Source organism: Cutibacterium sp. KBN10P07758 (assembly GCF_050286205.1).
Classification (GTDB): Bacteria; Actinomycetota; Actinomycetes; order Propionibacteriales; family Propionibacteriaceae; genus Cutibacterium; species Cutibacterium acnes.
On sequence record NZ_JBNNQV010000001.1, the window covers coordinates 2,156,128 to 2,169,763 of the forward strand.

General features: G+C 61.5%; 10 protein-coding genes and 1 pseudogene. 8 read left to right on the forward strand and 3 right to left on the reverse strand.

What is annotated here, in order from left to right:
- Positions 1–112 precede the first annotated feature (112 nt).
- The 4 genes from ACOYO3_RS10680 to disA all read left to right on the forward strand — a co-directional run bounded on the left by ACOYO3_RS10680 (position 113) and on the right by disA (position 5,077).
- On the forward strand, positions 113–751 hold the full coding sequence (locus ACOYO3_RS10680) for a VOC family protein (protein ID WP_002524683.1): 639 nt from the start codon (positions 113–115) through the stop codon (positions 749–751).
- A 63-nt stretch (positions 752–814) separates the two neighbouring features.
- Positions 815–2,461, forward strand: coding sequence for an NAD-dependent malic enzyme (locus tag ACOYO3_RS10685; RefSeq protein ID WP_002517195.1), 1,647 nt, complete (start codon positions 815–817; stop codon positions 2,459–2,461).
- 65 nt (positions 2,462–2,526) lie between these two features.
- Entirely contained in the window at positions 2,527–3,924 is a 1,398-nt protein-coding gene (gene radA, locus ACOYO3_RS10690; RefSeq protein ID WP_002517527.1) for a DNA repair protein RadA, read from the forward strand.
- Between the two features lie 52 nt (positions 3,925–3,976).
- Positions 3,977–5,077, forward strand: a complete 1,101-nt coding sequence (gene disA / locus ACOYO3_RS10695) for a DNA integrity scanning diadenylate cyclase DisA (protein WP_002524682.1) — start codon at positions 3,977–3,979, stop codon at positions 5,075–5,077.
- A gap of 35 nt (positions 5,078–5,112) precedes the next feature.
- Here the strand turns inward: disA and ACOYO3_RS10700 are convergent, their stop codons facing one another.
- The 3 genes and pseudogenes from ACOYO3_RS10700 to ACOYO3_RS10710 all read right to left on the reverse strand — a co-directional run bounded on the left by ACOYO3_RS10700 (position 5,113) and on the right by ACOYO3_RS10710 (position 9,199).
- Positions 5,113–5,493, reverse strand: coding sequence for a hypothetical protein (locus tag ACOYO3_RS10700; RefSeq protein WP_002519992.1), 381 nt, complete (start codon positions 5,491–5,493; stop codon positions 5,113–5,115).
- A 323-nt stretch (positions 5,494–5,816) separates the two neighbouring features.
- A pseudogene (hemQ, locus tag ACOYO3_RS10705) lies at positions 5,817–7,770 on the reverse strand (hydrogen peroxide-dependent heme synthase).
- Between the two features lie 88 nt (positions 7,771–7,858).
- Positions 7,859–9,199 (reverse strand): glutamyl-tRNA reductase, encoded by a 1,341-nt coding sequence (locus ACOYO3_RS10710; RefSeq protein WP_002524680.1) that lies wholly within the window; start codon positions 9,197–9,199, stop codon positions 7,859–7,861.
- 129 nt (positions 9,200–9,328) lie between these two features.
- Between ACOYO3_RS10710 and hemE the strand changes: the two genes are divergently transcribed.
- The 4 genes from hemE to ACOYO3_RS10730 are packed head-to-tail and all read left to right on the forward strand — an operon-like array spanning position 9,329 to position 13,608.
- Complete coding sequence (gene hemE / locus ACOYO3_RS10715) at positions 9,329–10,390, forward strand: uroporphyrinogen decarboxylase (protein WP_002519989.1); 1,062 nt, start codon at positions 9,329–9,331, stop codon at positions 10,388–10,390.
- Between the two features lie 14 nt (positions 10,391–10,404).
- Positions 10,405–11,835, forward strand: a complete 1,431-nt coding sequence (locus ACOYO3_RS10720) for a protoporphyrinogen/coproporphyrinogen oxidase (protein WP_002523018.1) — start codon at positions 10,405–10,407, stop codon at positions 11,833–11,835.
- Positions 11,836–11,881: 46 nt separating this feature from the next.
- Positions 11,882–12,886 carry a hydroxymethylbilane synthase gene (gene hemC, locus ACOYO3_RS10725; protein ID WP_002518712.1) on the forward strand — a complete coding sequence of 335 codons (1,005 nt, stop codon included), beginning with the start codon at positions 11,882–11,884 and terminating at the stop codon, positions 12,884–12,886.
- On the forward strand, positions 12,883–13,608 hold the full coding sequence (locus tag ACOYO3_RS10730) for a uroporphyrinogen-III synthase (protein ID WP_002517184.1): 726 nt from the start codon (positions 12,883–12,885) through the stop codon (positions 13,606–13,608). The genes hemC and ACOYO3_RS10730 overlap by 4 nt, the downstream gene beginning before the upstream one ends.
- The last annotated feature ends 28 nt before the right edge of the window (positions 13,609–13,636 follow it).

The following is a 13,636-nucleotide window of genomic DNA, read 5'->3' on the forward strand; positions in this document are numbered from 1 at the left end:
GGCACCGGATGCGCTGCGCTCACGTCACAATGAATCGTGATGCTAGACCCCATTACGACAGCCAGCCGAGGGCCGATTTCATCATGGGAAGCACAAAGGGGACAATATTGCCATGCATGTCGACCATCTCATGTTCGCCGCTGGCCCCGCAGGTCTCGATGAGGACGCCGCTCGCCTCGGCGAAATCTTGGGAACCTCCTTCATCAACGGCGGAATCCATCCCAGCTTCGGCACCCGCAATCGCATCTTGCCGCTGTCCGGCCCGCGTTACATCGAGATTGTGGAGGTCCTCGATCACCCAGCCGCAGAAAAAGCGGTCTTCGGACAGGCAGTGCGTGCACGCCAAGAGCAGGGCGGCGGCTGGATGGGGTGGGCCGTCTCCGTCGACGATCTCGCTCCTTATGAGAAGCGCCTTGAGCGCCAGTCGGTGCCCGGTAAGCGTACTTTCCCCGACGGTCGTCACCTCGAATGGCGTCAAATCGGGATTAAGGGCCTGATGGCAGACCCGCAGTTACCCTTCTTCATCAAGTGGACTTCTCCGACCGAACTGTTGCCTTCCAGCCTGAGCGGCAACGTCACCCTGACCTCCGTCGAGATGTCCGGATCGCGTCAGCGTGTAGAGGATTGGCTGGGGGAGACGATCCCGGACGAGGTCGAGGGAATCACCTTCAATTTCGCCAGTCCGAACGGCCACCCTGGCATTGACGCTGTAACCTTCGACACCCCCTCACGCGGATGTGTTCGCATCTGACGTTTCAGCACTGACAGATCCTCCCGGTAGTGTGAGAAGAGAAGCCACCACCGGGAGATAGCCGTGTCACGAAAACCTGAGCCCATGACCAACCCGATCACGAATCGGGGGACGGCCTTTACCCGAGCTGAACGGTTGGAGCACGGCATGATCGGACGCCTTCCGGCGGCCGTCGAAACCTTGGAGCAACAGGCCCAACGCTGTTACCGCCAGCTTCAGGGATTGGGCTGCAATATTGATCGCTACGTCTTCCTGGAGGAGCTCCAAAACCGTAACGAGACCCTCTACTACAAACTCCTCGTCGATCACCTCGTCGAGCTGTTGCCGGTAATCTATGATCCCACCGTCGGTGAGGCTATTAAGAAGTGGAGCCACGCCTACCGACGCTCCCGGGCGGTCTATTTGTCAGTAGACCATATCGAGGACGTCCGCCCCTCCTTCGAGACTCTCGAGCTGGGGCCTGATGACGTCGACTTGCTCGTCGTTTCCGATTCCGAACAAATCCTGGGAATTGGAGACTGGGGCGTCAACGGAACCGATATCTCCATCGGCAAGCTCGCCGTCTACACTGCGGCCGCCGGTATTCGGCCGGAACGCACTATCGCCGTCAATCTGGACGTCGGCACCGACAACGCATATTTGCTCAACGACCCGTCTTATCTTGGCAATCGTCACGCCAGGGTGCGCGGGGAACGCTACGACGAGTTGATCCACGAGTACCTCGAAGTTGCAAGCGAGCTGTACCCACACGCACTGTTACATTTCGAGGACTTCGGTGCTTCTAATGCTCGCCGCATTCTGGTACAGAATGCCGCAAACCACCGCATCTTTAATGACGACATGCAAGGCACAGCAGCCATCGTGTTGGCAGCCGTCATCTCCGGGCTTAAGGTGACCCGGCAATCCTTCGCTGATCAGCGCCTGATCGTATACGGGGCAGGTACCGCTGGCACCGGAATTGCTGACCAAATCCGCGCAGCCATGATCAGTGACGGGTTAAGCCAGCAGGAGGCAGTCGATCGGATTTGGCTCGTCGACCGCAATGGCCTGGTCACTGACGATATGAAGGGCCTACCCGACTACCAAGAGCCCTACGCTAAGCCAGTTGAGAAAACTCGTCATTGGGCTCACACGAATCGACACATTGGTCTTACCGAGACGATCCGACGAATTCACCCGACGATCCTCATCGGGACCTCCACTGACCACGACGCTTTTACCCAGCAGGTCGTCGAGGAAATGTGCCGAGAAGTCGAGCGCCCCATCATCATGCCGCTGTCGAATCCGACTGAGAAGATCGAGGCGATGCCTGCCGACGTTATTGCGTGGTCAAAGGGGAAAGCTCTGGTTTCCGTTGGAATTCCGGTAGCGCCCTTCCATTATGAAGGCACCCGTTACGAGATTGGGCAGGGCAATAACGCCCTCCTCTACCCGGGCCTAGGACTAGGAGTTATCGTCTCGGGAGCCGAACGGGTGAGCGCCCGCATGATCCGTGCCGCCGCCGAAGCGGTGGCCTCCCAAGTTGACCCGCGTCCGGCTGGGTCATCCCTGCTACCGGCGGTGGAGAACCTACGTGCCTCCTCGGCCACCGTTGCAGTGGCGGTCGTGCAAGCTGCCATCGAGGAGGGCCTTGCCACCAAAAAGCCCAGCAACGTCGTCCAGGCAGTGCAAGATGCCATGTGGTGGCCGCATTACCCGCCGGTGGGCTGACCGGGACACAGCGTGGAACACCGTCGTAGTCGAACCTGTCGGTTCCTGCTGGCAGGGTAAACGCCATGGCGAGGAAGACGCAAACTCCGACGTGGGTATGCACCGAGTGCGGCTGGACGACGACCAAATGGGTTGGCCGATGCGGCGAGTGTCAAACCTGGGGTTCGGTAGTTGAAAAGGGGGCACCGAAGCTCACTGAGGTCACCTCATCGACGCCCACGTCGAAGGCTGTGCCCATCGGTCAAGTCAGTGAACAAGCCGCTAATCGTCATCTCACCGGGATCAGCGAACTCGACCGGGTACTGGGTGGTGGTCTAGTGCCTGGAGTCGTGGTTTTGCTCGCCGGAGAGCCAGGAGTCGGAAAATCGACCCTGTTGCTCGACGTTGCGGCCAAATGGGCTAAAGCGGGCAGGCGCACCCTTTACGTCACTGGGGAGGAGTCGGCTGCCCAGGTAAGGCTGCGGGCTGGTCGCACGAAGTCGCTAGCCGACGAACTCTACCTAGCTTCTGAGACCGATCTGGGTACGGTGCTTGGACATATCGAGCAAACCGAGCCCTCCCTCATGGTGTTGGACTCCGTACAAACGGTTGGCACCAGCCAGGCTGACGGCTCCCCCGGCGGCGTTTCACAGGTTAGGGAGGTCACCGGGGCCCTGGTGCGGGTGGCGAAGAGACGCGGGATGGCAGTCATCATCGTCGGCCATGTCACCAAAGAAGGGTCGATCGCTGGCCCGCGCACCATGGAACATCTCGTTGACGTCGTCCTCAACTTCGAGGGTGACCGCCATTCCGGATTCCGTATGGTCCGCGCCACGAAAAACCGCTACGGCCCAGCCGACGAGGTGGGCTGCTTCGAGATGACCGACGCCGGAATCATGGAGGTTCCGGACCCGTCTGGCCTATTCACCTCAGACAACGCCGATCCTCAGCCGGGCACCTGTGTGACGGTGACGATAGAGGGACGCCGTCCCCTACTCTCAGAGGTGCAGGCGTTGGTAGCTCCGTCAGCTTCCGAGAAATACCCGCGTCGCATCACCCATGGGGTCGAGGGCGGTCGGGTGGCCATGATTCTGGCCGTGCTGGAACGTAAAGCAGGTTTGCCGTTGAGCAACCGAGACGTCTACGTCTCGACGGTGGGTGGCGCCCGGGTGTCCGACCCGTCAGCTGACCTAGCGATCGCGGTCTCGGTCGCCTCCGCAGTTCTTGATACCAATTTCCCGACCCGAGTCGTTGCTCTGGGAGAAGTCGGTCTGGCGGGAGATTTGCGCCGCGTTCCAGGACTAGAGAGACGAGTGGGTGAGGCGGCACGGTTGGGGTTCGACCTGGCAGTGGTGCCACGCAACTCTCGGGAGGCACATACCAAGATCCCGACGATGCACGGGTTGCACGTCATCGAAGTCGGGAGTGTGGCCGAAGCTCTTTCGGTGCTTAACCTGCGCCGACAGCGGAAAGTAAACCAGTGATAGTAAGGACATCTGAGGTGAGAACCGCGGCACAGCGAACTAGAGTCGACTCATGAACGACGTCCAGCCCGATCCCGAGACGTCCCGGGAGATGCAGGCGGAACAGGTGCGCCATCTAATGGCCCTCTTGGCCCCTGGCACGCCCATCCGGGAAGGACTAGATCGCATCGTTAACGGACGCACTGGTGGTCTCATCGTGCTCGGTGATGGGCCAGAGATCAACGGGGTTTGTTCCGGCGGATTCCCCCTTGACGTCAGACTCACCCCGCAGGCTCTGCGCGAGCTATCCAAGATGGACGGTGGGCTAGTGGTCTCGAGTGATCACGAGCGCATCAAAGCAGCTGCGGTCCACTTCGTCCCCGACGGTAGCCTGCCCACGTTGGAGACTGGTACCCGTCACCGCACGGCAGATCGGCTCTCCCAACAAACCGGTGTGCCGGTGGTAGTCGTCTCGGCGTCGATGTCAGTGATGTCGCTCTTCCTTAACGGCCGTCGGTACCTGATCGAGAGGCCTGAACAGTTGCTCGCTCGAGCCAATCAGGCCCTTGCCACCCTGGCAAGCTACCGCGGGCGTCTGATCGACGAGGCCGAGAACCTCACCACCTTAGAGATTCGCGACCAAGTCCAGGTGCGTGACGTCGCCGCTGTCGCCCAGCGGGTCGAAATGTGGCGTCGTATCGATGCCGAGGTCCGTGGATATGTCTCTGCTCTGGGTGTGGAGGGACGCCTTGTCCAATTACAACGCAACGAACTGTCCCTAGGCGTAGAAGACCTAGGCCGGTTGCTCACTGATGACTATCGTCCCAATTCCGTCGCTCCTGGCGGGTTTTCCCTGTCAGGATTACAGAAACTGTCCTGGGAAGATCTGCTCAATGTGACCATGGTGGCCGAGACCATCAACCTCGGTCCTGCTGAACACCCGCTGGATTCCCCCATTCGGGCACGCGGTCATCGACAGCTGACACTCATGACGGACCTGTCGTCACGCACAATCCAGCGGATTATTGACCACTTCAGCGATCTGCAAAGCCTGGTGTCAGCATCCACCTCCGAGCTCGGCGATATTAAGGGGGTCGGCCTCAGACGGGCCCGTGAAATTCGCCAAGGGTTAGAGTCGATCTTTGAAGGCGATCAGCGCACCCATCATCATTAGATCCGCATATGCATTGACACGTGTGTCGACAGGGTTCAGGTACCCATCCGCATAACGAAGCGGCCGCTAGGGCCGCCACCGAGATTTACAGTGGCGACATAGTACCCCGCACCTAGGGACTCCTGAGACAGCTTGCACTTACCCGTAGAACGCTTCGTCGGCCATGAGATCTTGTAGGTCCAAGGGTTCTTGGACTTGATCTCGTGCACACCCTTCGGCCCCCAGGAACCGCAATCATCGGTCGACCAGATGCGATCCGACCCAGACGTGACGGTGAGGGTCTGTTTCACCTTCTGGGTGTCCCAGTGGCAACTAGTTGAGCTACTCACCTCTACGGTGAAAGTCTCGGTGTCACCCACATGGGGCTTTTTGGTATCTCCGGTCACCTTCACCGACAGCTGCGAACCCTCACACATCGTTGACGACGCCGACGGAGTCGATGCCAAGGCCGACGGCGATGGGGATTCCGTCCGGGGCGCAGACCTACTTGGGCTCACTGCGGATGAACTTGCTGAAGGAGTCGCCGACGCCCACGCAGTGTCCGTCCACGACGGGTCCGGTGTGAACGACGAAGCCGCTGGAGCAGCCGACTCTTTCGACCCCCCTGCCAGCTTGGCAATTCCGGCAATTACCAACGCCACGACGACGACCACGACAACCAACAACATCAGTCGGCGCACCCAATATGTTTGCGGAGATTCTGGCCCCACTGGGTCAGTCAGACCACGCAATGACGTCATCAGGCTCTCATCTGACGGTCGGCCCACACCACCGGAGAAACGCGCTCGCCGGTGAAGAAGGGGGGTATCCACGTCGACATAACGACGGGCTTCAACGTAACGAAGGTCCTTCATGACATCGACAATACGGGCGAGGTCGTCACCCTCCAACGCGAGAATCCACTCGTAGTCCCCGAGCGCGAATGCCGCCAACGTCGACGCTTTGACGTCGGAGCTGGCCGCGCCGACGATGCCGTGTTCGCGCAGCATGCGGGAACGATCAGCCGCCGGAAGGAGGTACCACTCCTTGGAGCGAATGAAGGGGTAGAACGCAGCCCAACGCCTCGGGGCGATGCCGGCAAAGCATGAGGGCAGGTGAGACTTGTTGAACTCCGCAGGACGATGAACTCCTACGTTCGACCACACCGGTTCCAGGTGGCGCCCCAGCCCAGATGCGCGGAAACGATGGTAGGAATCCTGCAGCACCGCCGGATCGTCGCTAACCCACCACACCAGCAGGTCGGCGTTAGCGCGCAGGCCCGACAGGTCGTACCATCCTCGGGTGTCGACACCGGACTGTCCCGCCCACTCGTCGGAGCCCTCAACAAGGCGGCGACGCTCGTCATCCTCGGCAGGAAGCGCGGTCGCGACGCGGAATACCGAGTACATCGCCCACTTGCTGGAGGCGTTGACCTCCTCGGGAATGACCGGGGTATCGCGGGGATCGGTCGGTGCGGTGTAGGAGCCGGCGGGAACTTCGTCGTCGCGTGGTCCCTCAATCACCGAATCAGCACTCGAATGATCAGACATGGGGGTCTCCTTAGTCAACGGGTTGTAGGGGGAAGGAGGAGTCTCCAGTTCGACCGCCTCTGGCCCCGGGCGATCGACTGCACTCGCTGAGCCGCTTGGCACAAAATCCACACCTCCTGGTTCAGCATCGACTACATCGGCACCGGCAGCTACGGACTCGACATCACCACCGGAGACGGCTGGAATGTCCTGAGCGTCCGGGTAGCGTCGGCAACAACCGGCGACGCAAGGAGCCGGCCACGACGTTAGATTGCCACCCTCACCACGAGCCGCCGCGGCCTGGGACAAGATGAGCCCGGCGAGATCAGCGATAAAGGCGGGATGGGTGCCAGCGGTCGCCGCCCGCGTGAAGGCGAGCCCGGACTCCTTAGCTGCCTCGGCGGCCTCGTAATCAAGGTCATTAACGACCTCCATGTGGTCAGCAACGAAGCCAATTGGAGCGACGACAACAGATTGCACGCCCTGTTCGGGAAGACTGCGGAGGTGATCGATAATGTCCGGTTCAAGCCACGGGTCGCTGGGTCGCCCCGACCTCGAGCAATAGGCCAAGTCCCACTGCGGCATATTCCCGAAGACCTGGCGCACCTGACCAGCGACCCTCTCACAAACCGCCTTGTGCTGAGAAATGTAATCCGTCCCCGGCTGCCCAGCGCCAGATGCGTCCTGCATAGAGTCAGGGATGGAGTGAGTGACGAAAACGACGCGGGTAGCCTCAAGAGGAGTAGGCGGGATCCGCATAAACGCCTGCATCAGAGCTTCCGCGTTAGCGCGAATGAATCCCGGCGCCTCGTTAAAGGGAGGTACCTTGTCGACCTGCATATCGGTGATACTGGCGTGAGCCAGGGCAGTCGCGATCTCCTCGCGATACTGACGGCACCCGGAGTAACTGGCGTAGGCAGAGGTGACAACCGCTAACACCCGACGCACCCCGTGCGCGTGCATGTCAGTCAGCGCTTCCTCAAGGAAGGGGGTGCCGTTGCGGTTCCCTAACAGCACTGGAACTCGTACTCCGTGACGGCGCAGTTCATTCCCAATCGCGTTGACGAAAACGTCCGTCGCATCGTTAATCGGGCTGACACCGCCGAAACGGTCATAGTGTCGGGCGACATCAGCCAAGCGTTCTTCAGGGATGCGACCGTGGGAGACCCTTCTCAGAAAAGGCATGACCTCTTCAGGGGAACGCGGACCGCCAAAAGAAACGACAAGCACGGCGCTATAAGGGGCCAACGGGTCCGTGGGAGCAGCGTAGGGATTAGCGGTCACGATGTCCTCTCCTCACCTCGGGGGCCGCATCTGTGGCAAGGTCCTCCACCCGCAGGCCGGTAACCGGACACGTCATGCAGTCAGCATTGGCGAAGCTGGACATGTCGATGACGGGTGCCGCGATATCCACGTCAATCCCCAATACATCCGACAATGAGTTAAGCCAGCGATCGCCCAAGCCCTGCTCAGAGGCCATCCTGGCTCGAGCCGACGGGATGTGCGCCATAGATGCAGCGAGTCGTCGAAGAGACGCCGCTACCTCATAGACAGGGACCGAGCCTTCTTCGGGCAGACGCTCCAGTTCAGCAGTAACGAGATCTGAAATGACGTCGCGCAGAGCGACGACAGCCGGGGCCATCCGACGACGTTCGAGGTCTACGGCAAAGTGACGGACTCCCGTAGCGATGATGTGTTCGGCGGCGGCCCGCTCAGCTTCCGCAGAGGCGGGAACAGCCTGCCGGATCGTCTCAAGGTCGATGACCTCTACCCCAGCGGGGACAGGCTCCTCAACGTCCCCGCTGATTGCTAAATCGAGCACCATGAGATCGCGGCCCCTTCGAGCGTCGACCGCGCGCCGAGCAGCCTCAGCAGACAACGCAGGAACTCCCGACCCACGGCAGGTGACGACAAGATCAGCTTGTGCCAGCGCGGCGTCGATGTCGAGAGCCTCACTGACCCGGTGGCGTCGAGCGAATCCGGCGGCACGTCCGGAAGCTGAATGGACTTGAATCTCGGCGACTCCCCGAGAACTCAGCTGGGCGCACGACGCACCGGCATAGGAGCCAGTCCCCATAACGAGCACCCGAGCGCCATCCAAGTCCATCCGCTGGGCAACGAGGTCAAGCCCGACCGCGACAACGGTGCGTCCCTCAGCAGCCAACGCAGTCTCGGTAGCGACATGACGTGACGTCTTGAGAGCTTCCTCAACGACGTGACCAATGGTGTAGGAGACGGTCTGTTCACGGCGCGCCTCACTGAGAGCACGCTTCATCTGTCCGGCGACCTCACGTTCCCCAAAAACCATCGACTCCATGCCCGCAGCCACACGGAACAAACGCCAAACGGCGTCGTTCTCACAGACGAGCTGGGCAGATTCAGCTAACACGTTTGCTCCGTGATCGGCAATGCACCTGCGTAACGCGGCCTCGTCGAACCCTTGCGCGACGGCTTCAGGGGAGGTTTCAACGATCAGGCACACCCGGTTGCACGTTGACAGCACAAGGGCGCTCCGGATCTGGGGATGATCGGTCAATGCCAGGCCAAGTCCGTCAACCTGCGCGGCCGCCTCGGAAACGACGCCAAGCCCCTGCTCGGCATGATCCACGGTCAAGACACACAATCCCACGAAGCGTTATTCAACCATGCTGTAACGACGAACCCCAGTACATACTAAGCTCATAACTCGCCCAATAACCGTCCTGTGGGCGGCATCTGCACGTGGTGGGGCACAATCGGGGTGATGACTGAGACCACTACCTTCATGGCAGATTCACCGCTTCTGCAAGCCATGACTGGGCACCGCCCTACCGTCACCCCGGTGTGGTTTATGCGCCAGGCAGGCCGTTCGCTACCGGAGTACCGCGAAGCCCGAGAGGGCACCACGATGCTCGAGTCTTGCCTCAACCCTGAGCTCGCCGCCGAGATTACCTGCCAACCTGTGCGCCGCCACCACGTCGACGGGGCCGTTCTCTACTCCGACATCATGGTGCCGCTAGCTCTGGCGGGGGCAGAGGTGCGCATTGAGCCAGGAGTCGGGCCCGTTCTCGACGAACCCGTCCGCACTGCCTCCGACGTTGACCGCATTACTCGACGTCATGTCGAGGACCCCTCGGTTATCGAGGAGGCTGCACGCCTGGCGATCACCGAGTTAGGCGACGCCACACCGCTCATCGGTTTCGCGGGTGCCCCGTTTACTATCGCCGCCTACCTCGTCGAGGGCGGCCCTTCCCGCGACCATCTGTCTGCCCGAGCGATGATGCACTCAGACCCACAGACCTGGGCAAGGCTGATGGAGTGGGTTGCCGACTTGGATGCTGCCTTCCTGGCTGCTCAGCTGCGCGGCGGGGCGCGTGCCTTCCAGCTCTTTGATTCCTGGGCTGGGTCGCTGAGCGCAAGCGATTATAGAGCCAGCGTCGCACCTTTCTCTCAGCGGGCTCTGGCTACCGTCGATCCGAACATCCCGGTGGTTCACTTTGGCATCAATGCCACCCATCTGCTATCTGAGTTTGCGCAGGTGGCAGCTACTGCGTCACGGTACCCAGTACTTGGTGTCGACCACCGGACTAGCCTTGATGAGGCCTGCGCCACTCTTATGGTCTCCGGGATGGAGATGCCGGTTCAGGGCAACATCGATCCCGCCTTGCTCTTCGCCGGATGGGAACCGCTGGAGTCCGCCACCCGCGATATCGTCGCGGCAGGACGTCAGGCCCCTGGACACGTCGTCAATCTGGGTCACGGTGTGCCCTCCAACACCGACCCCAACGTCTTGACACGGCTGGTGGAGCTGGTGCACTCCCTGTGAGCCGAGTAGCGACGATGAACATTTCTGATCCGCAGCACGTCGACGCCGTCGTCATTGGCGGGGGCATGGCTGGCCTCGTGGCCGCCTGGCAGTTCACCCAGGAAGGTCTGCACCCGGTACTTGTCGAATCCCGCGGGTACACCGGCGGGCTGATTGCCAGGTCGACGCTGGCCGGAATCAGCTACGACATCGGGGCCGAGGGGTGGGCGGTCCGTCTACCAGACACCGCTGAACTGGCCACCGAGTTGGGATTGACGGTTGAGAAGCCGACCATCGCCCCGTCTTGGGTGTACTTCGATGACGCCTGCTTCGCGATGCCCGATAATGCCATTCTTGGCATCCCGGCGAACTTGTCGGACCCAGCCGTCATCATCGCCCTGGGAGCGGAAGAGGCTGCCCGCGCCGCCGAACTTGATCGCGCACCCATGCCTGAGGATCTCCCTCGCGACCTGGGTACGCTCGTTGCCTCCCGGATGGGGTCAGAGGTATTGCGGCGTCTCGTCACCCCGATCGCCGGGGGAATCCACGCCGCCGACCCACATCTACTGTCAGTCGACGTCGTCTCCCCCGGTCTGAGGGCCGCCACCCAGGCCACCGGATCGCTAGCAGCGGGAGTTGCGCTGTGCCGCTCACGGATGCCAGCGGGGCCTGCAGTCGCGTCGGTAGCCGGTGGCATGTTCATCATGCCGGCCGAGCTGCGTCGTCAGGCAGAACAGGCCGGCGCGACGACCATGACCCGAGTAGGAGCTCGCGGGCTAACCCGCCACGGAGATCAGTGGCTAGTGGAGACCGCTGGTACCTCCCGCAATCCGGATCCATCTTTGCCCCCCGTCACCGACGGCGAGATTCGTTCCTTCCTGACCCCTCGGGTCGTCGTGGCCTGTTCGGCTGGACCTGCCACAAAACTGCTCAGCAATGTCATCGACACCGTTGGGCCCGAGTTGGCACCGGGCGCGCCGATCGGCCACGTCAATCTCGCCTTGCAGGCACCCGCGCTGGACTCGAGCCCACGCGGAAACGGCATGCTGGTGGCCCCCGGAACGACCACCGTTACTGCCAAGGCACTTACTCACATGTCGGCGAAGTGGCCCAGCTTGAGAGAATCGTGTCCCGAAGGTCTCCACTTGCTACGGGTTTCCTATGGTCGATCTGGTGAAGCGAATGTCGCTTTGAGCGTCGATCAGGCTCTAACGGACGCTTCCGTCCTACTCGGCGTGGACCTCTCGGCGGAGCAGGTCGTAGACTCCCAGATCATTCACTGGACAGGTTCCCTCGCACCGACGACTCCACAGGCCCGAGCATGGCGCGATGGTCTGCACCGCCAGCTAGAGGTATTGAACCAGTCTGGACAGGGACGGATCGGCTTAGTGGGGTCGTGGGCATCGGGTTCGGGCATTGCCGCTCTGGTGCCGCAGGCCCGCCGAACTGTCCGTCAACTTGTCTGATTGCAGGCTGGAATCGGCGTCGGTACTGAGTGCCACAATAGGCAATATGTCTGCGATCCGTCTGGGAACCCGTGCCAGCACTCTGGCCACTACTCAATCAGAGATGGTTGCGGGGCTGCTCAGGTCGGAGGGGCTGGACGTCAATCTGACGACGATCACTACTCACGGGGACACCTCGACGGCCTCGTTAGCGGCCATGGGAGGAATCGGGGTGTTCGCCTCGGCGATCCGTGCGGCCCTCCTCGAGGGAGAAGCCGACATTGCCGTCCACTCCTTCAAAGATCTACCGACAGGACGTCCGTTAGGACTGGCGATCGGTGCCGTTCCAGCTCGAGCGGACCCGCGTGACGCTTTGGTGGCCCGCGATGGGCTCACCCTTCACGACCTCCCGCAAGAAGCTAGCGTCGGGACGGGCTCGCCACGTCGGGCCGCACAGTTGTTGGCGGTTAGACCGGACCTGACGATCGTCGATATCCGTGGAAATGTCGACACCCGGCTGGGTCGCGTCAAAGGACTCGGCCGCTACGCCAAAAACGGTGGCAAGGAGGACCTCGACGCCGTCGTGCTCGCAGCCTCCGGACTAGCTCGACTAGGTCATAGCGGCGCCGTCACTGAGTTCCTCGACCCGTCGGTAGTACTGCCTGCCCCTGCTCAGGGAGCGCTAGCCGTCGAATGCCGGACCGCTGATTCACGTCATGGCAAGCTCGCCAAAGCGCTGGCACGGATTGACGACCGCAGAACCAGGCTGGCCGCCACCGCCGAACGTGCGGTGCTCTCCCATCTAGAGGCGGGGTGCGCTGCCCCCATCGGAGCATTAGCTCAACTCAAGCCTGTTTCGGGAAAATCCCTACAAGTGTTAACCCTGGATGTTGTAGTGGCTGCTGTCGACGGTTCCCGCACCGTTCGGGAACAGGTCAGCGTCGAATTACCCGCGGAGGTCGAACCAGCGCTGGCGGCGGCGCATACGCTGGGGGTGACGGCTGCCGAAGAGTTACTGGACGATGGTGCCGCCGACGTTGCAGATCTCAAAGCTTCAGGAAGCACTCGATGACCACAAATCCTGCCGATCTCGTCAAGCCCCCAGTTGTTGTTCCCCGTGACGACTCCCACGACAAATTCGTGACGACTTTGAAGCAGGCCGGTTATGGAGTGATCCACACAGCGCTGACGCGCACCGTCACCTTGCCGGATGCGGAGAGGCTTACTGCCCCTGACCTGTGGCAGGCCGACTGGCTGGTCGTCACCTCGAAGACCACCGTCGGACTGCTCCCTACCCCGTTGCCGAATCCCAACATCAAAGTAGCTGCGGTCGGCGCCGCTACCTCTGCTGCGCTGCGCACACGTGGGATTGACGTCGACTTCGTCCCCGAGAATCACAGCGGCGCTGGTCTGGTCGCCGAGTGGCCAGGTGGAGTCGCCAGTATCCTCCTACCAGCGTCCCAGTTAACCGCCGATACCGTACCGCTGGGGCTGACGAAGGTCGGCTGCACGGTAAACCGATTGGAGATCTATACCACCGCTGCCGTCGAGAAACTGCCTGAGGTCATCGCCCAGTCGTGGCCGTCTGTCGGGGTCGTCGTCGTCACTGCCTCCTCGGTGGGACGTGCCCTCGTCGAGCTGGTAGAGCCGCTGGGATGGCGTCGTCAGAAGCTCGTCGCCCTCGGTAAGCCCACTGCAAGAACACTCGAAGTACTCGGTCACCCAGCGCATGCGGTGGCCTCCTCCCCCACTCCTGAAGCCGTCCTTGAGGCGGTTGAGTCCTTGGTCGCCTGACCGACGGCCGTTCGCGAAGGAAGTTGAT

Bases quoted from the DNA above. Each gene is read 5' to 3' on its own strand.
- ACOYO3_RS10680 (WP_002524683.1), top strand. From the start codon at position 113: ATGCATGTCGACCATCTCATGTTCGCCGCTGGCCCCGCAGGTCTCGAT.
- radA (WP_002517527.1), top strand. From the start codon at position 2,527: ATGGCGAGGAAGACGCAAACTCCGACGTGGGTATGCACCGAGTGCGGC.
- disA (WP_002524682.1), top strand. From the start codon at position 3,977: ATGAACGACGTCCAGCCCGATCCCGAGACGTCCCGGGAGATGCAGGCG.
- ACOYO3_RS10700 (WP_002519992.1), bottom strand. From the start codon at position 5,493: ATGTGTGAGGGTTCGCAGCTGTCGGTGAAGGTGACCGGAGATACCAAA.
- hemE (WP_002519989.1), top strand. From the start codon at position 9,329: ATGACTGAGACCACTACCTTCATGGCAGATTCACCGCTTCTGCAAGCC.
- ACOYO3_RS10720 (WP_002523018.1), top strand. From the start codon at position 10,405: ATGAACATTTCTGATCCGCAGCACGTCGACGCCGTCGTCATTGGCGGG.
- hemC (WP_002518712.1), top strand. From the start codon at position 11,882: ATGTCTGCGATCCGTCTGGGAACCCGTGCCAGCACTCTGGCCACTACT.
- ACOYO3_RS10730 (WP_002517184.1), top strand. From the start codon at position 12,883: ATGACCACAAATCCTGCCGATCTCGTCAAGCCCCCAGTTGTTGTTCCC.